Source organism: Altererythrobacter sp. CAU 1778, assembly GCF_054482795.1.
This window is the reverse complement of the sequence record NZ_JBTLRP010000001.1, coordinates 773,646-793,454: the sequence shown is the minus strand read 5'-3', so window position 1 is coordinate 793,454 and position 19,809 is coordinate 773,646. Positions and strand designations below refer to the sequence as shown.

The 19,809-nt window shown below is 63.6% G+C and carries 17 protein-coding genes; 10 read left to right on the top strand and 7 right to left on the bottom strand.

Features of this window, described 5'->3' with window-relative positions; genetic code table 11:
• The first annotated feature begins 15 nt into the window (after positions 1–15).
• Both thrB and rnhA read left to right on the top strand, forming a co-directional pair.
• Positions 16–999: a homoserine kinase gene (gene thrB / locus ACXYN8_RS03510; RefSeq protein WP_458887917.1), complete on the top strand. Its 984-nt coding sequence runs from the start codon at positions 16–18 to the stop codon at positions 997–999.
• 16 nt (positions 1,000–1,015) lie between these two features.
• The gene (gene rnhA, locus ACXYN8_RS03505) at positions 1,016–1,462 is read left to right on the top strand and encodes a ribonuclease HI (protein WP_458887916.1); all 447 of its coding nucleotides are present in this window, start codon (positions 1,016–1,018) and stop codon (positions 1,460–1,462) included.
• A 26-nt stretch (positions 1,463–1,488) separates the two neighbouring features.
• Here the strand turns inward: rnhA and ACXYN8_RS03500 are convergent, their stop codons facing one another.
• The 3 genes from ACXYN8_RS03500 to ACXYN8_RS03490 all read right to left on the bottom strand — a co-directional run bounded on the left by ACXYN8_RS03500 (position 1,489) and on the right by ACXYN8_RS03490 (position 3,682).
• On the bottom strand, positions 1,489–1,665 hold the full coding sequence (locus tag ACXYN8_RS03500) for a YegP family protein (RefSeq protein ID WP_458887915.1): 177 nt from the start codon (positions 1,663–1,665) through the stop codon (positions 1,489–1,491).
• 62 nt (positions 1,666–1,727) lie between these two features.
• Positions 1,728–2,834, bottom strand: coding sequence for an NAD(P)/FAD-dependent oxidoreductase (locus ACXYN8_RS03495; RefSeq protein ID WP_458887914.1), 1,107 nt, complete (start codon positions 2,832–2,834; stop codon positions 1,728–1,730).
• The gene (locus ACXYN8_RS03490) at positions 2,831–3,682 is read right to left on the bottom strand and encodes an alpha/beta fold hydrolase (protein ID WP_458887913.1); all 852 of its coding nucleotides are present in this window, start codon (positions 3,680–3,682) and stop codon (positions 2,831–2,833) included. The genes ACXYN8_RS03495 and ACXYN8_RS03490 overlap by 4 nt, the downstream gene beginning before the upstream one ends.
• Positions 3,683–3,887: 205 nt before the next feature.
• Here ACXYN8_RS03490 and ACXYN8_RS03485 point away from each other — a divergent pair, with 205 nt between their 5' ends.
• From ACXYN8_RS03485 to ACXYN8_RS03455, 7 genes are all read left to right on the top strand, one after another.
• Positions 3,888–4,382 (top strand): A24 family peptidase, encoded by a 495-nt coding sequence (locus tag ACXYN8_RS03485; protein ID WP_458887912.1) that lies wholly within the window; start codon positions 3,888–3,890, stop codon positions 4,380–4,382.
• Between the two features lie 87 nt (positions 4,383–4,469).
• Positions 4,470–5,504, top strand: a complete 1,035-nt coding sequence (gene cpaB, locus ACXYN8_RS03480; protein WP_458887911.1) for a Flp pilus assembly protein CpaB — start codon at positions 4,470–4,472, stop codon at positions 5,502–5,504.
• Positions 5,505–5,585: 81 nt separating this feature from the next.
• Positions 5,586–7,151 carry a type II and III secretion system protein family protein gene (locus ACXYN8_RS03475; protein WP_458887910.1) on the top strand — a complete coding sequence of 522 codons (1,566 nt, stop codon included), beginning with the start codon at positions 5,586–5,588 and terminating at the stop codon, positions 7,149–7,151.
• Between the two features lie 14 nt (positions 7,152–7,165).
• The gene (locus ACXYN8_RS03470) at positions 7,166–7,822 is read left to right on the top strand and encodes a CpaD family pilus assembly protein (RefSeq protein WP_458887909.1); all 657 of its coding nucleotides are present in this window, start codon (positions 7,166–7,168) and stop codon (positions 7,820–7,822) included.
• A 2-nt stretch (positions 7,823–7,824) separates the two neighbouring features.
• A complete protein-coding gene (locus ACXYN8_RS03465; RefSeq protein WP_458887907.1) occupies positions 7,825–9,123 on the top strand; it encodes an AAA family ATPase in 1,299 nt (432 codons plus the stop codon).
• A 97-nt stretch (positions 9,124–9,220) separates the two neighbouring features.
• Complete coding sequence (locus ACXYN8_RS03460) at positions 9,221–10,192, top strand: type II secretion system F family protein (protein ID WP_458887906.1); 972 nt, start codon at positions 9,221–9,223, stop codon at positions 10,190–10,192.
• 25 nt (positions 10,193–10,217) lie between these two features.
• Positions 10,218–11,219, top strand: coding sequence for a type II secretion system F family protein (locus tag ACXYN8_RS03455; RefSeq protein WP_458887905.1), 1,002 nt, complete (start codon positions 10,218–10,220; stop codon positions 11,217–11,219).
• 62 nt (positions 11,220–11,281) lie between these two features.
• Here ACXYN8_RS03455 and ACXYN8_RS03450 read toward each other — a convergent pair whose 3' ends face one another.
• Genes ACXYN8_RS03450 through ACXYN8_RS03440 form a run of 3 tightly spaced genes read right to left on the bottom strand, consistent with a single transcriptional unit; the run spans position 11,282 to position 13,453 of the window.
• Positions 11,282–11,725, bottom strand: a complete 444-nt coding sequence (locus tag ACXYN8_RS03450) for a MarR family winged helix-turn-helix transcriptional regulator (RefSeq protein WP_458887904.1) — start codon at positions 11,723–11,725, stop codon at positions 11,282–11,284.
• Positions 11,726–11,783: 58 nt separating this feature from the next.
• Positions 11,784–12,665 carry an S-methyl-5'-thioadenosine phosphorylase gene (gene mtnP / locus ACXYN8_RS03445; RefSeq protein WP_458887903.1) on the bottom strand — a complete coding sequence of 294 codons (882 nt, stop codon included), beginning with the start codon at positions 12,663–12,665 and terminating at the stop codon, positions 11,784–11,786.
• A 5-nt stretch (positions 12,666–12,670) separates the two neighbouring features.
• Positions 12,671–13,453, bottom strand: a complete 783-nt coding sequence (locus ACXYN8_RS03440) for an SDR family NAD(P)-dependent oxidoreductase (RefSeq protein WP_458887902.1) — start codon at positions 13,451–13,453, stop codon at positions 12,671–12,673.
• Between the two features lie 427 nt (positions 13,454–13,880).
• Here ACXYN8_RS03440 and ACXYN8_RS03435 point away from each other — a divergent pair, with 427 nt between their 5' ends.
• Positions 13,881–16,934, top strand: coding sequence for a TonB-dependent receptor plug domain-containing protein (locus tag ACXYN8_RS03435; RefSeq protein WP_458887901.1), 3,054 nt, complete (start codon positions 13,881–13,883; stop codon positions 16,932–16,934).
• An 81-nt stretch (positions 16,935–17,015) separates the two neighbouring features.
• On the opposite strand, the gene clpB is transcribed toward ACXYN8_RS03435, so the two are convergent.
• Positions 17,016–19,595, bottom strand: coding sequence for an ATP-dependent chaperone ClpB (clpB, locus tag ACXYN8_RS03430; RefSeq protein WP_458887900.1), 2,580 nt, complete (start codon positions 19,593–19,595; stop codon positions 17,016–17,018).
• Positions 19,596–19,809: the final 214 nt, after the last annotated feature.

Below are 19,809 nucleotides of genomic sequence, written 5' to 3'. Positions count from 1 at the left end.
TTTCCCTGGCAAGGCGTGGCGGTCTACACCCATCTCGGCGCGGAAACTCTTGCGCAACTGATCGGCCATTACGATGTCGGCGCGCTGGTTTCGGCCAAGGGCATCGCGGAAGGCGTCTCCAATTCCAACTGGTTGATCGAAACCGCGGGCGCGGATGGTTCGGGCTCGCGCTTCATCCTGACCATGTACGAACGGCGCATCGATACGAACCAGCTGCCTTTCTTCCTCGGCCTGCTCGACCACCTTGCCGAAAAAGGCGCGCCGGTGCCGCGCACGATCCACGACCGCAGCGGCGCGGCCTATCGCATTTTGGATGGGAAGGCGGTGGCGCTGATCGAGTTCCTGCCCGGCGTATCGGTCGATCACCCCACTGCGGCGCAGGCACGCAATGTCGGCGCAGCGCTGGCGCAGATGCATCTGGCGGCGGCGGATTTCTCCCTGACCCGGGAGAACGATCTCGACATCGCTACATCGCGCCACGTCCTCGATGCGTGCGGGGAAGACGCGCTTGCCGGAATCGACCCGGCGCTGCCCGAAATGCGCGAGACGGCGGCGAGGGTCGAAGCGGACTGGCCGAGCGGACTGCCGCAATCGATCGGCCACACGGACCTGTTCCCCGACAACGTGCTGATGCTGGGGGCGCGGGTCACCGGCATGATCGACTTCTATTTTGCCTGCCGCGAAGCGATGGCGTACGATCTGGCCGTCACCCACGCGGCATGGAGCTTTGCCGACAGCGGGCGGGAATATCGCGGCGATATCGGAACGGCGCTGGTCGACGGATACGAGAGCGTTCGCCAGATCTCTCCCGCAGAACGCGCCGCCCTTCCCCTGCTAGCCCAGGGGGCGTGCCTGCGGTTCGTCGCCAGCCGGGCGGAGGACTGGATCAACACGCCCGCCGACGCACTGGTGACACGCAAGGACCCGATGGATTTCGTCAGGCGGTTGTCCTTTTACGAGAATGTGGGCGAAAGCCTCTTTTCCCCCACTCCCGATTGAGCCATCGCCTGATCCCATGAAACGTGTCGAAATCTTCACCGACGGCGCCTGCAAGGGCAATCCGGGTCCGGGCGGCTGGGGTGCGCTGCTGCGCCTTGGCAAGCATGAAAAGGAACTGGCGGGCGCGGAAGCCGACACCACCAACAATCGCATGGAAATGCGCGCGGTGATCGAGGCGCTGAATGCCCTCATCGAGCCTTGCGAAGTCTCGATCTATTCCGACAGCAAATACGTCATCGATGGCATCACGAAGTGGGTCGATGGCTGGAAACGGCGCGGCTGGACCACGGCGAGCAAGAAGCCCGTCCGCAATGCCGATCTGTGGCACGACCTGATCGAAGCGGCGAACCCGCATCGAATCGAGTGGAACTGGGTGCGCGGCCACAACGGCCACGAGGAGAACGAGCGGGTCGACCGGCTTGCCAGCGACGCCGCCGACGCGATTGCAAACGGCGGCGCCTGAAGCCGGTCAGCCAGTTTCAGTAGGTGTCAGTAGGCGTCGACAGTTTCGGCGTTGGGACCGTTCTTCAGCACAGAGGCGATGGCGTTCTTGGCGCTGGCCTTGCTTGAATAGCCTTCTGTCCACCAGATGGTTTCGCTGTTGTAGCAGAAATAGGCGACGTACTCGCCCTTCTTGTTCTTCCGGATTTCGAACCTGTGCGCCATGTGAGAACCCCCTCTCGGCAGGATGGATGGAAAGCGCAGACTAACAAAAATTGATGCGCTGACTAGCCCCCGGAGGCGAACCGGCCTGGCGCGTAGAGACTGTCTTTGATTTCCGCGGTCAATTCGTCGCGCGGCAGATCGAGCAGGAGCTGCGCGCCGAGACGGGCCGCCGCGGGCGCGGTCTGGATGCCGTAGCCGCCCTGCCCCGCGAACCAGAAGAAGCCAGGGACTTTGCTGTCGAAGCCGTAGACCGGCGCGCGGTCGGGCGCGAAGCTTCTGAGCCCCGCCCATTTTCGTTCCAGCGCGGCGATGCGACAATCGATAACGCTTTCGAACCGGTCGATCGCGATCGCGACATCGAGTTCTTCGGGCGCGACATCATGCGCAGTGTCGGGCGTCTCGTCATGCGGGCTGAGCCACAATTTCGCGCCATCGGGCTTGAAGTAGAACTGGCCCGATATGTCGAGGACCAGCGGCTGGTCGGGCGTCGGTGGCGGCTCGATCCGCAGCTGCGCGACGGTACGGCGCAGCGGGACGATGCCGAGCGGCACGGCTCCGGCCAGCGCAGCGACGGGATCGGCCCAGGCCCCCGCGGCATTGACGACGGTCCGCGCAGACACGCTGCCACCGCCACCGAGCGCGATGGTCCACTGGTCGCCGCTCCGCGTGAGTTCTTCCACCCGTGCATTGCAGCGCAATTCGACGCCAGCGCGCCGCGCGGCTTTCAGATAATGCTGGTGCAGCCCTGCCACGTCGATGTCGGCGCAGGCAGGCTCCCAGATCGCGTCGCACCACTCGGGTCGGATATCGGCCACGTGTTCGAGCATTTCCGTGCGACCGATGCGTTCGATCGTCACGCCGGTGTCGCCGAACCGGTCCATGAAGCTATCGAGCTTCGCCTTGTCCTCTGCTCGCCCGATGTAGAGCGCGCCGCGCGGCGACAGGAAGCCGTGATCGCGCAGGTAACGGCCCGACGCGAGTGTCAGCGGCACGATCTCCGGCCCGCCGTAGCATTCTTCCCAGAAAGCGGCAGAGCGACCGGTGGTGTGGTAGCCGGGCGTCGCTTCGGCCTCGAGCATGATTACGCTGGCGTGTTGGCCGCTTTCGGCGGCGATGCTTGCGCCAGCCATGCCCGCGCCGATCACGGCGATGTCGTAGATTTCGCTCACTTCGCCTGCTCCGCAGCATCGTCGAGAAAGCCGTCAATGGCGGCAAGGGCACGGTCGCGCACCGGGTCGACCTCGCGCAGTATCTCGTGTGCCGCCTCGCTGCCCATGCGCAGATAGGTTACGTTGGGCAGCCGCTCTGCCGCGCGGTCGATGGCGCTGGCGGAAACGAGCTTGTCCGCGCTGGTTGCGACGATCATCGTCGGTGTCGTCACCCCTTCCAGCGCCCCTGCGCGATTCAGCACGGCCATGGAACGCAGCGAGGCACCCACCCAGCCCCAACTGCCCGGTCCCATAACCAGTTCGGGGCGCTGGCTGCGCCACCACAGTTCATCGGAATAACGATCCGCATCGTGGGTCAGCAGGTTGATCCGGCCTGCGGGAAACTCGCCGGGATTCTCGTTCCAGCGCCACGCCTGCCGTCGCGGGTCGCCGATGGCTGACATCAGTCGCGCCGTCCAGCGGCTGATGACCTGCGGCAGGTTGCCGACGAAGCCCAGCATCGGCGCGATCAGAACGGCGGCCCGTGGCGCCACGCGCTGCTCGACCAGCGCGCGCAGCAGGATGTGCCCGCCCATCGAATGGCCGACGGCCACGTGCGGACCGGGCCGCTCGCCCGTCCAGTCGGACCAGAACCCGGCCAGGTCATCGAGCCATTGCGTGTAATCCTCTATATGGCCGGTAACCGCGTCGCTGCCGAAACGGCCCGATGCCCCCTGCCCGCGCCAGTCGATGGCGGTCACGTTCCAGCCGCTTTGCGCCCAGTGGTCGAGCGTCTCGAGATACTTTTCGTAATTGTCGCCGCGACCGGGCAGGAAAAGCAGCGATCCCCGCGCTTCCCCGCCTTGCAACAGCCAGTCGATCCGCCGGATGGCGTGGCCATCGCCCGCGCGCCACTGCCCTTCGCGTGCACCATTCGGGATGGCGCGACGGTCGAAGGCGGGCCGAGGGGTCCGGGCCTGCGCTTGGCTAATATCATCCTCCGAGGTTGGGTTACTATTTGGTAAGCCCTGCAAGCTACCACGACACTCCGATGGGGTTTCGTGGGGGTAACAGGTGCCTGACAGCATCTTCCAGTATGTATTGCTCGGCTGCTTGGCAATCGCGCTGCTGATCGCGGCGGCGACCGATCTGCGCAGCCGCACGATCAGCAATGCGCTGAACGCAGCCGTCGCCGCGGGTGCGCCCTTGTTCTGGTGGGCAAGCGGCCTCTCGCTATGGCCCGGCGTCGCCATCCAGCTTGCCGTTGCCCTCGCCGCCTTTGTCGTTTGCGCCGGTTTCTTCGCGCTGCGCCAGATGGGCGGCGGCGACGTCAAGCTGCTGACCGCCACCGCGCTGTGGATCGATCCGCTCAACTTCATGCGCCTGTTGGTGGTCATGGCAATCGCGGGCGGTGTGATTTCCGCAGCGATGCTTATCGCGCGCCGGTTCCGCGAAGCGAACGCGCCCGCGCAGGTGCCCTATGGCGTGGCCATCGCGGCCGGCGGCCTGTGGGTGCTTTCCCGACATTACGTCCCCGCACTCGCCGGAAACAGCGGTTTAGCGGGGTGAACCTGATTTTAACCAATCGCGGCGTAGGGATGCGCCAAGAGACCGCCCGCGGGGTGTGCGGGTCGAACAAGGGGGCTTAGAAGCACCATGGACAAGAAGAAGCTGTTTTTGCTGGTTGGCGCACTGGTGATCGCGATTGCGACCGCCTTTGCCGCACGCAGCATGTTCGCCGGAGCCGCCGCGCCCGAAGCGACCGCCGCACCGGCGGAACCGACGGGGCCGAAGGTTCTCGTCGCCCAGCGCGCCCTGCCGATCGGCACGATCATCACGGCCGATTCGATCGCTTATCAGGCATGGCCGAAAGACATGGTCGACAACGCCTACTTCATCGACGGCGAGGCCGACATGAACAAGCTTCTGGGCACCGTCGTGCGCCATCCGGTCACCGCGGGTGAGCCGGTGACGCAAGGCGCCCTGGTCAGCCCCGGCGACCGTGGCTTCCTTGCCGCGGCCCTCGGCCCGGGCATGCGCGCCATCACCGTGCCGGTGTCCGCCAAGACCGGCGTTGCCGGCTTCGTCTTCCCGGGCGACCGCGTCGACCTGATGCTGACGCAGTCGGTCAAGGGTGCTGACGGCCCGGCGCTGAAGGCGACGGAAACCGTCCTGCGCAACCTGCGCGTGCTGGCGACCGACAAGTCGACCACGCAGGAAACCACGCCCGACGGCAACACGGTGGTTCGCGAATACAAGAACGTCACGCTCGAAGTGACGCCGCGTATCGCGGAAAAGATCGCCACCGCACAGACAATCGGTACGCTCAGCCTGTCGCTGCGCTCGCTGGCCGACAACCAGTCCGAGCTCGAACGCGCCATCGCCAGCGGGGACATCGACGTTCCCGAAGGTGCCAGCGCCGAGGACGAGGAAAAGCTGCTGCGCGCCGCCATGTCCCGTCCGCAAGAAGGCAACTCCACCTACGTGACCGGCGGCGACGTGTCGCGCTTCCAGCGCCGCACCGTGCCCAAGAGCAAGGAAGAGATGACGACGCGCGCCGTCCAGGCAATCGGCACGTCATACTCCAGCCCGGCTTATTCCGGCGCTCCGCAGGCACCTGCGGTTCCCACCGGACCGACCGTACGGGTCACCCGCGGCAAGGACACAACCGCCGTCAACGTGAGCAAGTGAGCCATGATGCGCGAACTTCACAGGGATAATCTGGATCAATCCTGCCGCCACGGCGCCGGGACCATTCTGAGGGGCAAGACAATGAAAAGCCGCCTGATTGCAACACTTCTGACCGCGGCTGCCGCCATGGCGCCGATGGCGGGGATCCCCGCCGGTGCCGCGCAGGCCCAGTCGGTCACCAGCCCGTCGCAGGATATTGCCCTGTCGATCGGCCGGGGCCAGCTGGTCACCGTGCCCGGCAACATGGCCGACATCTTCGTCGCCAACGAATCCATCGCGGATGTGCAGGTCAAGTCGACCCGCCAGCTCTATGTCTTCGGCAAGTCGGGCGGAACCACCACGGTCTATGCCAGCAATTCCTCCGGGGACGTGATCTGGTCGGCCAATGTCCGCGTCGGCTCCAACATCGACAGCATCGACCAGATGCTGGCGCTGGCCATGCCCGAAGCGAACATCTCGGTCGCGACGATCGGCGCCAACACCGTGCTGCTGACCGGCACCGTCGCCGCACCCGAAGACGCAGCCGAGGCGGAACGCCTGGTCGCGGCCTTCGTCGGTGACGATGCGAACGTGGTCAGCCGCATGAAGATGGCGACGCCGCTGCAGGTCAACCTGCAGGTCCGCTTCGCCGAAGTCAGCCGCTCGCTCGTGCGTTCGATCGGCACCAACCTTTCGTCGGTCGACGGCACCGGCGGCTTCAAGTTCGGCATCAGCCAGGGCCGCGCCGGGACCTTCCCGCAGTATACGCCGGGCAGCCCGGGCGGCCTTGGCGTCGGCTTTACCGACGCTCCGGATGGTGGCAGCCTCGTCAATGCCAACGGCACGGGTTCCACCATTGCCGGCTTCGGTCGCTTTCTTGGCCTCGATCTCGCGAGCGCGCTGGACCTCGGGGAAACCGAAGGCCTCGTGACCACGCTGTCGCAGCCCAACCTGACCGCGCTGTCGGGCGAAACCGCCGACTTCCTTGCCGGCGGCGAATTCCCGATCCCGCTCAGCCAGGGTCTCGGCACCACGACGGTCGAATACAAGAAGTTCGGCGTCAGCCTCGCCTACACCCCGACGGTTCTCGAAAACGGTCGCATCTCGATCCGGGTTGCACCCGAGGTTTCCGAACTTTCGAGCCAGGGTGCCGTGACGCTGAACGGCTATCAGGTCCCCGGCCTCACCATCCGCCGGGCGGAAACGACGGTCGAACTGGGTTCCGGCCAGAGCTTCATGATCGCCGGCCTGCTGAGCAACAGCGCACAGAACACGATCGACAAGACGCCGGGCGCCGGTGACATTCCGATCCTCGGCAACCTGTTCAGTTCCAAGTCGTTCCGCAAGGGTCAGACCGAACTGGTCATCGTGGTGACGCCGTATCTGGTCAAGCCGGTTGATGACAGCCAGATCAATCTGCCCACGGACGGCTTCCGTGCTCCGAGCGCGTGGCAGCAGATCCTGCTGAACAAGGACACCGACGGCGTTTCCGGCGGCGCGCGCCCCGGCCCCACAGCGGTGACGAACGACGCCAATCCGCAGGTCGGCATGGGAGATCTCCCCAGCTTTGCCGCAACGGAGAACCCCGACCATCGCAAGCCCCGCGCGGGCAAGGAAGCCAAGGATCGCCGCGCCGAAGCGGCCGCCCCCGGCTTCTCGATGAATTGAGAAAGGTGATCACGATGAACACTCTTAGCAAACGTCACCTTGGCGCGATCGCGGCGGTATCTCTGGGCCTTGCCCTTGCTGCCTGCGGCGGAGCCGACGCTCCCAACCGCACGCTGTATTCGGTGAAGCAGCCGGTGGTCGAAAAGACCAACTACACGCTCGACGTGCAGAGCGGCATGGGCGGCCTTTCGGTCCCCGAACAGCGCCGCCTGGCCGACTGGTTCGACAGCCTCGATCTGGGCTACGGCGACCGTGTCTATGTGGACGACGCCAACGTCAATCCAGCCACCCGCGATGCCATCGCCCAGATCGCAGGCCGCCACGGCCTGCTGCTGAGCGAAGGCGCGCCGGTTACCGGCGGCTACGTCGATCCCGGAATGTCGCGCGTTATCGTCGCGCGCAGCAAGGCCTACGTGCCCGGCTGCCCCGACTGGTCGGACACTTACGCCGGCAATTACAGCAACGCCACCACGTCCGACTACGGCTGCGCGGTCAACGGCAACATGGCCGCGATGATCGCCGATCCCGAGCACCTGCTGAAGGGTGCGCAGGGCACCGGCGAGACGACCGTGATGAGCTCGAGCAAGGCTATCGACAGCTACCGCAACCAGGCGCCGACCGGCGAAGGCGGCCTGAAGGCATCCTCAACGTCCGCCGGTGGAGGTAACTGATCATGAGCGCATCCTGGAAACCCGCCGGCGCTTCCGATCGCGACGCATTCGCCGCATTCATCTGCGACGAAAACGCGCTCGACATCCTGCGCCCGGTCGTGATCGAAATGGGCTGGCAGCCGGAAAAGTGCAACAAGGGCGGCCTGCGCAACGCAGTCCAGTCGCTCTCGATTGCCGCCTCGCCCGCCATCCTGATGGTCGACCTGTCGGAAAGCGGCGACCCGCTGAACGACATCAATGCGCTGGCCGAAGTCTGCGAACCCGGCACGGTGGTGATCGCCATCGGCCAGGTCAACGACGTGCGCCTTTATCGCGACCTTCTGGCGAGCGGTATTCACGACTACCTGCTCAAGCCGCTTTCGGCGGGCCAGCTGCGTGACGCGCTGGTTCAGGCGCAGGCCGTGTTCAGCGCGCCCAAGACCGGGGACGGGACGGTGGCCAAGCGCCACGTTTCCACCGCGGTCATCGGCACGCGCGGCGGCGTCGGCGCCTCGACGCTGGCGACCTCGCTCGCATGGCTGTTCAGTTCCGATCACAAGCTGCCGACCGCGCTGCTCGACCTCGACGTCCACTTCGGGACCGGCGCGCTCGCGCTCGACCTGGAGCCGGGCCGCGGCCTGACCGACGCGATCGACAACCCCAGCCGTATCGATGGCCTGTTCATCGAACGCGCGATGATCCGGGCGAACGATCACCTCTCGATCCTGTCGGCCGAAGCGCCGATCAACTCTCCGCTGATGACCGACGGCTCCGCCTTCGTGCAGCTCGAGGAAGAGTTCAAGCAGGCCTTCGAGATGACCGTGCTCGACCTGCCGCGCAACATGTTGATCAATTTCCCGCACGTGCTGGGAGAGGTCAACGTGGCGCTGATCGTCACGGAAATGACGCTCGCCTCGGCACGCGATTCGATCCGCATCCTTTCGTGGCTGAAGACCAACGCGCCGCACGCGCAGCCGCTAGTCGTCGCCAACAAGGTGCAGCCGGGCAATGGCGAGATCAGCCGCGCGGACTTCGAAGCGTCGATCGAGCGCAAGATCAACTTCGTGGTGCCTTACGATGCCAAGGCGGCGATCGCCGCAGCCAAGCTGGGCCAGACCTTTGTCGATGCCAATCGCTCGACCAAGGCGGGTGCAGCCATCCGCGACGTCGCGCAGGCGATCATCGGTGCCGGTGACGAAGACGGTCCGGGCTTCGAGGAAGAAGCATCGAAGTCGCTTCTCGGCAAGTTCGACATCAAGTCGCTGCTGCCGAAGAAGGACAAGAAAGCCGCAGCCGCTCCGGCTTCGGCGGACCAGGGCTGAGCGTGATGCGGGCGCGTTCCTTCACGGATGCGCGCCCGCACCACCGTCCCGCCCTTGGCCGAATGCCGGACGCTAATCTCGAGTTTGGGGAAATCGGATGAACATCCTCCAGTTGCTGCTTTTCGCCGGTGGACTGATGACCGTGCTGTTGCTCGGCTATCTGGCATTTGCCGGTCCTTCGACGGGCAAGGCCAGCCAGCGCCGTCTCGAGGCTGTGCGCGAGCGCCACTCGGAAAGCACCAATGCCAAGGTCGAGAGCCAGCTCAAGAAGGCCATCGCCGCGCGCAAGCCGACCCAGTACAAGCTGGCAGGCTCCGGTTCCCGCGCCGAGGCGCTCGCCCTGCGCCTGCGCCGGTCGGGCAAGAGCTGGACGATGTCGCAGTATATCTACGCCTCGCTGGGCCTGATGCTGGCGGTGGCCGTGGTGATCTATCTTCGCACCGGCGCGGCGATGCTTTCGCTCGGTGTGGGCGCCGTGGTCGGCCTCGGCCTGCCGCACATGGTCGTCGGCCACGCCATCAAGAAGCGCACCAACCAGTTCACCTCCAAGTTCCCCGACGCCATCGAGCTGCTCGTGCGCGGTCTGCGGTCCGGTTTGCCGGTCACCGAAACACTGGCGGTCGTCTCCAACGAAATCCAGGGCCCGGTGGGTGAGGAATTCAAGGCCGTGGTCGACCGTATCAAGGTCGGTCGCACGATGGAGGAATCACTCCAGGAAACCGCTGACCGGCTCGACACGGCCGAATTCAGCTTCTTCTGCATCACCCTCGCCATCCAGCGCGAGACCGGTGGTAACCTTGCAGAGACCCTTTCGAACCTGGCCGACGTGCTGCGCAAGCGCGCGCAGATGAAGCTGAAGATCCGCGCAATGAGCTCGGAATCCAAGGCATCGGCCTACATCGTGGGTGCCCTGCCCTTCGTGGTGTTCATCATGATCTGGTGGATCAACCCCGGCTACGTCGGCGACTTCTTCGTCGAGGAACGCCTGATCGTTACGGGCCTCGGTGGCCTCGTGTGGATGAGCATCGGCGCCTTCATCATGGCCAAGATGGTCAGCTTCGAGATCTGAGCAGGAAACGGGAAGGAATACAGATATGCAACCCGGACCCACATTGCTTGGCGTCGACGTCGTACTCGTCGGCTCGATCCTGGCAGGTATCGCGGCACTGGCGGTATTCATGGCGGTTTATGCCGCGGTCACCGTTCGCGATCCGATGCAGAAGCGCGTCAAGGCGCTGTCCGCCCGGCGCGAGGAACTGAAGTCTGGCATCGTCACGCAGAAGGCGAAGAAGCGCCAGAGCCTCGTCCGCAAGAACGAGAACGTCGACAAGATGAAAGACACGCTGCAGGGCATGAAGGTCCTGCAGGCGGAACAGGTCGCGGCGGTGCAGCAGAAACTGGCGCAAGCCGGTATCCGCAACAAGGAACTTGCCGTCGTCGTCATCTTCGCGCGCATGGTATTGCCGATCCTGTTCGGCGCGCTCGGCGGCTTCCTGTTCTACTGGTCGGACATGTTCCCCGAATGGGGCAGCATGAAGCGTTTCGGCGGCTTCGCGGTGATGCTGATCCTTGGTTACAAGGCACCGGACATCTTCATCCAGAACAAGGTTTCGAAGCGTTCCGACGCGATCCGCAAGGGCCTGCCCGACGCGCTCGACCTGCTGGTCATCTGCGCCGAAGCCGGTCTGACCGTCGACGCCGCCTTCAACCGCGTGGCGAAGGAACTGGGCCGGGCCTACCCGGAACTGGGCGACGAATTCCAGCTTACCGCGATCGAACTGTCATTCCTCAGCGAACGCAAGAAGGCTTTCGACAACTTCGCCTATCGCGTCGACCTGGAAGCGGTGAAGGGCGTGGTTACGACCATGGTGCAGACGGAACGCTACGGTACGCCGCTTGCCTCGGCCCTGCGGGTGCTTTCCGCAGAATTCCGCAACGAGCGCATGATGCGCGCCGAAGAAAAGGCCGCGCGTCTGCCCGCGATCATGACCGTGCCGCTGATCCTGTTCATCCTTCCGGTGCTGTTCATCGTCATTCTCGGTCCGGCGGCCTGTTCGATCTCCGACGCCTTCGCTGGCGACGGACCCGGATCGTAGAATCTGCCCAATACGAAGATCAGGGGGCGTCTCGCGAGAGGCGCCCCTTTTTCGTCGGGCGATCAGTCGAGCGCTGTGGCCCGGTCCGATATGCGGCGCAGCATCTGCTTGAGCTCTTCACGCTCAGCCGCCGAGAAATCGGCGAATATGCCCGCTTCCATTTGCTTGGCCAGCGGCATCACCTCGGCATAGATCGCCGCACCGTCGCCCGTCATCTCAAGGCGGTGAGAGCGACCATCCTCGGCATTGGGCTGCCGCACGATCAGGCCACGGTCGACCATGCTCTTGCACGCGCGATTGACCGCGACCTTGTCCATCAGCGTGGCGGCGGTGAGTTCGCGCTGCGTCTTGGGACCGGCATCGCCGAGCACCGCCAGCACGCGCCATTCGGCGATCTTCAGCCCGAAGCGCACGCGGTATTTCTCCGCAATGCGCGTACTGACCGCGTTGGACGTCACGGACAGCAGGTAGGGCAGGAAATCGACAAGGCGCGCGGACTGGGACATGGCGCAAACTGTGTCGAATGCGCGCGCGACAGGCAAGTGCGGTTACAAATGCAATTGCTTAGCGTCGAGGAAGCAGGACTCGCCCGGCAACCGCGTCGAGCCGCAACATGGCGTCGCGGCTGCGGGCATCGGGCGCGGTGACAATGGCCCCGTCCAGCGCGCGGTCAATGGGAGACGCGCTGCGCCGCGCAGGCAGGCCCGCCGCCAGCTCACCGATGGTGGCGCGCGCCAGTGCAGCGTTCTCTGCCATCACCTTCAGGACATCGCCTGCCGCAACGCCCGCCTCTGCCTCGCGCCAGCTATCGTAATCGGTGACCATGCCAAGCAGCGCGTAGGGCAGTTCCGCTTCACGCGCGAGACGGGCTTCGGGCATCGCCGTCATGCCGATAACCTGCGCGCCCCAGCTGCGATACATCGCGCTTTCCGCACGGGTGGAGAATTGCGGCCCCTGAATGGCCACATAGGTACCGCCCTTGTGCACACTGCCCCCTGCCCGCCTCGCCGCGTCCCCCGCAAGGTCGGACAGGCGCGCGCACACAGGATCGGCGAGCGAGACGTGGGCGACGATGCCGTCATCGAAGAAGGTACCGGCACGGCCCGTGGTGCGGTCGATGAACTGGTCGACCGCGACGAAGCTGCCGGGCACCATGCCCTCTGCCAGAGAGCCGACCGCGGAAATCGCCAGGACATCGCTGACGCCGCAGCGCTTCAGCACATCGATATTCGCGCGGTAATCGATTTGGTGCGGCGGGATCGCATGACCCTCGCCGTGTCGGGGCAGGAAGGTGAAGCGCACGTCGCCGATGCGGCCCATCGTGACCGGGCCGGACGGAGAGCCGAAGGGGCTTTTCACGGCGAGCTGCTGGACATCCTCCAGTCCCTCGACCGAATAGAGGCCGGACCCGCCGATGATCCCGATATTCCAGCCGCGATCGACCATGGCGTTCAGCGCGGCGCCATGCGGATCGCGCCGTCGAGCCGCACGTCCTCGCCATTGAAATAAGCGGTTTCGATCATGCAGAGCGCAAGCTCTGCGTATTCCTCCGGCTGGCCGAGGCGCGGCGGATAGGGCACCTGCGCCCCCAGCGCGTCGCGCACGTGCTGCGGCGCGCCGGCAAGTAGCGGCGTGTCGAAGATACCCGGCAGAATGGTGTTCACGCGGATGGCCTCTCGCGAAAGATCGCGCGCGATGGGCAATGTCATGCCGACGATGCCGCCCTTGGAGGCGGAGTAGGCCGCCTGCCCGATCTGTCCGTCCTCCGCCGCGACCGAGGCTGTGTTGACGATCGCGCCGCGTTCGCCGTCCGTCATCGGTTCAAGTGCAAGCATTCCCGCCGCCGACTTGGCAATGCAGCGGAAGGTGCCGATCAGATTGACCTGAACGATTCGCTCGAACTGATCGAGAGGGTAATGCTTGATCGACCCGTCTTCCTTGGAACGGCTGGCCGTCTTCGCCGCGCCGCCGATGCCGGCGCAATTGACGAGTATGCGTTCCTGCCCATGCGCCTCCCGCGCCTTCGCGAAGGCGGCATCGACCTGCGCCTCGTCTGTCACGTTGACCTGGCAGAAGGTTCCGCCGATCTCTCTGGCCAACGCGTCGCCCTTCTCGACGTTGAGATCAAACAGCGCGACCCGGACGCCCTTCGCGGCCAGCGCGCGCGCCGTCGCCGCGCCAAGACCCGAAGCACCGCCGGTAATTATAGCCGATACCGTCTGGTCGAGTTGCATGGCGTCTCCTCTCGCGTGCTCTGCGTTCGCAGGCAATGGGCACGATGGGCCGACCGGTCAAGCGGGCCATCATGTCCGTCTTCGCGGAGCTTAAAAGGATCCTTTCTTTTACAATGCCAAGATCGCAAACCACCCGAAGTCAGTTCGCGAAGGCGGACACCTGCCAACGAGCTCCACGTAAGAATATTTCTCAATTTCTGTTTCGGTTGAAACTAAATTCGTTGGTGTTTGTGAACCTGTGGTTATTGAGCCACAGGGCTCGCCTTAACTGCGAGGGCAGGACACAAACATTTTGCAAAACAAGTCATGCTACGGGCATTCGACCGTTTCATCCATACGCCAGCCGCCTTGAAAATCTGCGGTTTGGAACACGTTGGGATAGAGCGGGGGTGCGTAGCCCCTCATAAAAGTAGAAAGGGAAACATTCGTGAAACTCCAGCACCTTTTTAAGGCAGGCGCTGCACTTACGGTTGTCGGCGCGGCCCTTGCCTCGACTTCGGTCATGGCACAGGACGCTTCGACTCCGACAGTGTCGCCCGGCGCGGCTTGCGACGTTGAGAACGATCCAGCTTGCGCCGATGATTCTGAATCGTCGGTCATCATCGTTACCGGCTCTATTCTCCGTACCACCCGCGAAGATGCGAACCCGGTTACCGTTATCGACGCTGACAACCTCGATACGCGTGGTATCACGACAGTCGAAGACGCCATCCAGAACCTGTCCGCAAACGGTGCCGGCACTCTGCCGAACTCGTTCACTGCAAATGGCGCATTCGCTGCAGGTGCATCGGCAGCATCGCTGCGTGGCCTGACGGTTTCTTCGACGCTTGTCCTGTTCGACGGCCTTCGCGCTGCTTACTATCCGCTCGCTGATGACGGCACGCGCAACTTCGTCGACCTCAACACCATTCCCGACGCCACCGTTGAACGCGTGGAAGTTCTGAAGGACGGCGCATCGTCGACCTACGGTGCCGACGCAATTGCAGGCGTGGTCAACATCATCACCAAGCGTCAGATCACCGGCCTGCACCTCGATGCAGAAGCTGGGATCTCACAGCGCGGCGACGCTGGACAGCGCAACCTCGCTCTGACCTACGGTGTCGGCGACCTCGCAATCGACGGCTTCAACATCTACGCCAGCGGTCGCTACTACGAGAGCGATGCGCTCTATAACCGTCAGCGTAAGGGCTATCTCGGTTCGGACGCACCGTTGCTCTGCAACGACGACGGCACGGACTGCCTTGCCACCGGCGTAGTCAACGGTCGCGAATTCAATGGAGATTTCGATGGGTTCGGAACCTCACAGGTCGGATTCCTGTCGCGTCCGTATACTCCGGGCGGCGGTGCCGTTGGTCCGTACGAGCGTTACGACCTCGGTGACAACTGCTACGGCTATCCCACGACGACCCTGTCGCCGGCTGAAGTCGCAGCAGAGGGCATCCTTGGCAGCAGCGAATTGTGTCAGAACGACATCACCCAGAATTTCGGTGTGGTCACTCCCGACCAGAAGCGTATCAACGCTACAGTTCGCGCAACTGCAGCGCTTAACGATTCGATCGAAGGCTATGTGCAGGTCAACTTTGCGCGTTCGGATGTGTCCTATGACTACATTCCTTCGCTCATCGTGAGCACCACGGCACCGGCGGCTTCGGGTATCCGGTTCAACACCAACCCGCTGTATCTGCCCGTCTACCTGTGCGACGATCCAACGCCGACCCTCACGGGCCTGAACGGATGCGACGCAACTTCGGCTGGCGCTCGCCTGAACCCGAACAACCCCTATGCCGCAGATGGCAACACTGCTCGCATCTTCGGTTGGCTGCCGGACATCAACGAAACGCAGAAGTACCTGACGAACTCCTACCGCGCAGCGGCTGGCGTTTCGGGCGAATTTGCCGATGGTTGGTACTTCGACGTTTCGGGTACTGCGATGAAGGTCGATCTCGAGCGTGAACTCGGTGGTCGCGTTTACGTGGCTAACCTCCAGCAGGTGGTTGCCGATGGTTCCTACAACTTCGTGAACCCGTCAGCCAACAGCCAGGCGGTTCGCGATTTCCTGGCTCCGACAATCTACAATCGCAACGATTCCCAGCTGTACCATCTGCAGGGTTCGATCGCGCGTGATCTGTTCGAACTGCCCGGCGGTCCGCTTCAGCTCGGTCTCGGCGCCTCGATCCGTTACGAATCGGTCGATGCTCCAAGTGCAAACCCGGATAATTCGTCGGATCCCGACCTTGTCGATCCGGCGCAGCGTTACTTGCGTGTGAATCCGTTCGGTTCGGCTGGTTCGCGTACGGTGTGGTCGGCTTTTGCCGAGGCAAACGCCCCGATCACTGACTTCGCGACGGTCAATCTGTCTGGTCGCTATGACAAGTACAACACTGGTCAGAACTACTTCTCGCCCAAGGCCACTCTCGAAGTTAGCCCGGTGGATCAGTTCAAGCTGCGTGGTACTTACTCACGTGGTTTCCGGATCGGCTCCTTCGCCGAGTTCGGTGCCGATCCGACGACCGGCTACATCACCGGTACGGCTACCGTTTCGGATGCTGTGACGGCTCAGTATGTCGCAGCAAACGGCGGAACGCTTCCAGCGTATCTGGGAACTTACTCTCTGGGCCTGACCCAAGTTGGCAACCCGAACCTGGATCCGGAAAAGTCGCGTAACTTCACCGTTGGTATTGTGGGTGAGCCGGTTCGTGGCTTCAGCTTCACTGTCGACTATTGGGACATCAAGAAGACCGACCTTATCACGGGCGCGGACTTCAACCCGGCAGTCGAAGCATACTATGCTGGTCAGCCCATCCCCGAAGGGTTCACGGTTGTTGCTGATGACCCGTCGACCGATCCAGCATTTGCAGGCCTGCTGCCCCGTATCGCCTTCGTGCAGTATTCCTTCACCAACAAGGATAGCTCGCGGGCACGTGGTATCGACTTCGCAGCATCTGCTTCCTTCGACATTAGCCCGGATATCAACTTCTCGAGCTCGATCGAAGGTTCGCGTCTGCTGGAACTCAGCCAGACCGTTGATGGTGTGAAGCAGGAATACCAGGGTTCGATCGGACCATATGTGATCACCTCGGCTGCTGGCTCGCCGAAGTGGCGCGGTAGCTGGCAGAACACGCTGAAGTACAAGAACATCTACCTCAGCGGTACTGTGTACCACACCAGCGGTTACAAGACGACTGCGGAGGATATCTTCGGTGAGGATACAATCAACGACTGCGACACTTCGCTCGCATCGTCGTACTACCTCAGCGGCGATTCCTACCAATGCCGTGTCAAGAGCTTCACCTACGGAAACGTTTCCGTGGGCTTCGATGCCACGGATAATTACCGCTTCTACCTGACCGTTAACAACATCACCGACGAGAAGCCGCCGATCGATACGGCGACCTATGGCGGTCACTATTACAATCCGGCCTGGGCAAACCCCGGCATGATTGGACGGTATTTCAAGGCAGGCGTGAAAGCGACCTTCTAAGAAACGTCTCTTACTGGAAATTGGAAAGGCCCCGGGAAACCGGGGCCTTTCTTCGTTTCGGCATCGCTTAAAAGATCAAGCTCAGGTGACCTGCATTTCCAATGCGCCGTCACCCTCGTCTATCCGCACGGTGGAGCCGTCCGGAACCTGGCCCTGCAACAGCATGTCGGCCAGCGGATCCTGCACGTAGCGCTGCACCGCCCGTTTCAGCGGGCGTGCACCGTAGACCGGGTCGTAGCCCACCCGGCCGAGCCAGCGCATCGCGGCGTCGGTGAGGTCGAGCGTGATCTTGCGGTCCTTGAGCAGCTTCTGCACCCGTGCCACCTGGATTTCCACGATCGGCCCCATGTGTTCTGCCGCCAGGCGGTGGAACAGGATGATCTCGTCCAGTCGGTTAAGGAATTCGGGGCGGAAATGTCCGCGAACCACGTCCATCACCTGCGGCTCGACATCCTCGACGCTCTGGTCGTCGGTCATGTTCGCGAGATACTGGCTGCCGAGATTTGACGTGAGAATGATCAGCGTGTTGCTGAAATCTACCACCCGGCCCTGCCCGTCGGTCAGGCGGCCGTCGTCGAGCACCTGGAGCAGCACGTTGAAGACGTCCGAATGCGCCTTCTCCACCTCGTCGAACAGCACGACCTGATAGGGCCGCCGACGCACGGCTTCGGTCAGAACGCCGCCCTCCTCGTAACCGACATACCCCGGAGGCGCGCCGATCAGCCGGGCGACCGCGTGCTTTTCCATGAACTCGCTCATGTCGATGCGCACCATCGAGTCGCTGTCGTCGAACAGGAATTCGGCCAGCGCCTTGGTCAGCTCGGTCTTGCCCACGCCGGTGGGGCCGAGGAACAGGAAGCTGCCGAGCGGACGGTTCGGGTCCTGCAATCCGGCGCGCGCACGACGCACCGCCTTGGAGACGGCCTGCACGGCCTGTTCCTGCCCGATCACGCGCTTGCCGATCAGCTGCTCCATCTGCAGCAGCTTGTCCCGCTCGCCCTCCATCATCTTGTCGATCGGCACGCCGGTCCAGCGCGAGACGACGGAGGCGATGTCCTCCTCGGTCACCTCTTCGCGCAGCAATGCGTTCTCGGTCTGGCCGGACGCTTCCTCCAGCTGCTTCTCGAGTTCCGGGATCTTGCCGTAGGAAAGCTCGCCCGCCTTCGCGAGGTCGCCCGCGCGCTGCGCTTGTTCCAGTTCCAGCCGCGCGGCGTCGAGATCCTCCTTGATCCGCGCCTCGGCATGGATCTTGTCGCGCTCGTTCTGCCAGCGGGTCGTCAGTTCGCTCGACTGCTGTTCGAGGTTCGCCAGTTCCTCGCGCAAGGACGCGAGCCGATCCTGCGAAGCGCGGTCGCTTTCCCGGGAAAGCGCGCTTTCCTCGATCTTGAGCTGGATGATCCGGCGATCGAGTGCCTCGATCTCCTCGGGCTTGCTCTCCACTTCCATGCGGATGCGGCTCGCAGCCTCGTCCATCAGGTCGATGGCCTTGTCGGGCAGAAAGCGGTTCTGGATGTAGCGGTTGGAAAGCTGGGCAGCCGCGACGATGGCGTTGTCGGTGATCCGCACGCCGTGATGCAGTTCGTACTTGTCCTTGATGCCGCGCAGGATCGAGATGGTGTCCTCGACGCTCGGCTCGTTGATGTACACGGGCTGGAAGCGCCGCTGGAGCGCCGGGTCCTTCTCGACATACTTCTGATATTCGTCGAGCGTCGTTGCGCCGATGCAGTGCAGTTCGCCGCGCGAGAGTGCGGGCTTGAGCAGATTGCTGGCATCCATGCTGCCTTCCGATGCGCCCGCGCCGATCAGCGTGTGCATCTCGTCGATGAACAGAATGATTTGTCCGTCAGCGCCCTTCACCTCGTCGAGCACGGCCTTCAGACGTTCCTCGAACTCGCCGCGATATTTCGCCCCTGCGATCAGCGATCCCATGTCGAGCGACATCAACGTGCGCCCTTTCAGGCTGTCGGGGACATCGCCGTTCGCGATCCGCAGCGCGAGGCCTTCCGCGATCGCGGTCTTGCCGGTGCCGGGCTCGCCGATCAGCGCGGGATTGTTCTTGGTCCGGCGCGCCAGAATTTGCACGGTGCGGCGGATTTCCTCGTCGCGGCCGATGACAGGATCGAGCTTGCCGTCGCGCGCAGCCTGCGTCAGGTCGCGGGCGTATTTCTGCATCGCGTCGTAGCTTTCCTCCGCGCCCGAACTGTCGGCAGAGCGACCGCCGGTGACGTCCTGGATCGCCGCTTCGAGGCTTTTCACGTCGACCCCTGCGGCCTTCAGCGCCCTGCCTGCGGTCGTGTCGCCTGCCAGCGCCATCGCCTGCAGCAGCCGCTGCACTGGCACGAAGCTGTCGCCGGCCTTCTTCGCAACCTGTTCCGCGCTATCGAGCAAGCGCACCGAATCATTATCGAGACCCGGCGTCTGCTGCGCCCCGCCCCCGCTTACTGCGGGAATCTTCGCCAGCGCCCCGTCGACGCTGTCCACCGCCAGCTTCGGATTGCCGCCAGCGCGCTGGATCAGCCCGCTCGCCATACCCTCGCCATCCTCCAGCAGCGCCTTGAGCAGATGCTCGGGTGCGATACGCTGATGGTTCATGCGAATGGCGATGGTCTGCGCGGCTTGGAGAAAGCCTTTTGCGCGATCGGTGAACTTCTCGAGATTCATGCGTGATCCCTCATCCTAAGAATTGCCCGACGGATATGGTGTTGCCCATTTGCAACACAAGAGCACGGCGGCAATTTTTCGTCCAGCCTCTGCTGGTGGAGATAAGCGCGTTTGTCGCCGGGTCCAGTCTCGCCAAGCCAGTCAACCGGCGATGTTGGCGGTTCGCAGAAAACCCGTCTCGCTCCGTATGCTTGACCGGCAGGGCAATTTGCGA

Bases quoted from the DNA above. Each gene is read 5' to 3' on its own strand.
- ACXYN8_RS03450 (WP_458887904.1), bottom strand. From the start codon at position 11,725: ATGTCCCAGTCCGCGCGCCTTGTCGATTTCCTGCCCTACCTGCTGTCC.
- ACXYN8_RS03465 (WP_458887907.1), top strand. From the start codon at position 7,825: ATGAGCGCATCCTGGAAACCCGCCGGCGCTTCCGATCGCGACGCATTC.
- ACXYN8_RS03500 (WP_458887915.1), bottom strand. From the start codon at position 1,665: ATGGCGCACAGGTTCGAAATCCGGAAGAACAAGAAGGGCGAGTACGTC.
- clpB (WP_458887900.1), bottom strand. From the start codon at position 19,595: ATGAATCTCGAGAAGTTCACCGATCGCGCAAAAGGCTTTCTCCAAGCC.
- ACXYN8_RS03440 (WP_458887902.1), bottom strand. From the start codon at position 13,453: ATGCAACTCGACCAGACGGTATCGGCTATAATTACCGGCGGTGCTTCG.
- ACXYN8_RS03475 (WP_458887910.1), top strand. From the start codon at position 5,586: ATGAAAAGCCGCCTGATTGCAACACTTCTGACCGCGGCTGCCGCCATG.
- rnhA (WP_458887916.1), top strand. From the start codon at position 1,016: ATGAAACGTGTCGAAATCTTCACCGACGGCGCCTGCAAGGGCAATCCG.
- ACXYN8_RS03460 (WP_458887906.1), top strand. From the start codon at position 9,221: ATGAACATCCTCCAGTTGCTGCTTTTCGCCGGTGGACTGATGACCGTG.
- mtnP (WP_458887903.1), bottom strand. From the start codon at position 12,665: ATGGTCGATCGCGGCTGGAATATCGGGATCATCGGCGGGTCCGGCCTC.
- ACXYN8_RS03455 (WP_458887905.1), top strand. From the start codon at position 10,218: ATGCAACCCGGACCCACATTGCTTGGCGTCGACGTCGTACTCGTCGGC.
- ACXYN8_RS03470 (WP_458887909.1), top strand. From the start codon at position 7,166: ATGAACACTCTTAGCAAACGTCACCTTGGCGCGATCGCGGCGGTATCT.
- cpaB (WP_458887911.1), top strand. From the start codon at position 4,470: ATGGACAAGAAGAAGCTGTTTTTGCTGGTTGGCGCACTGGTGATCGCG.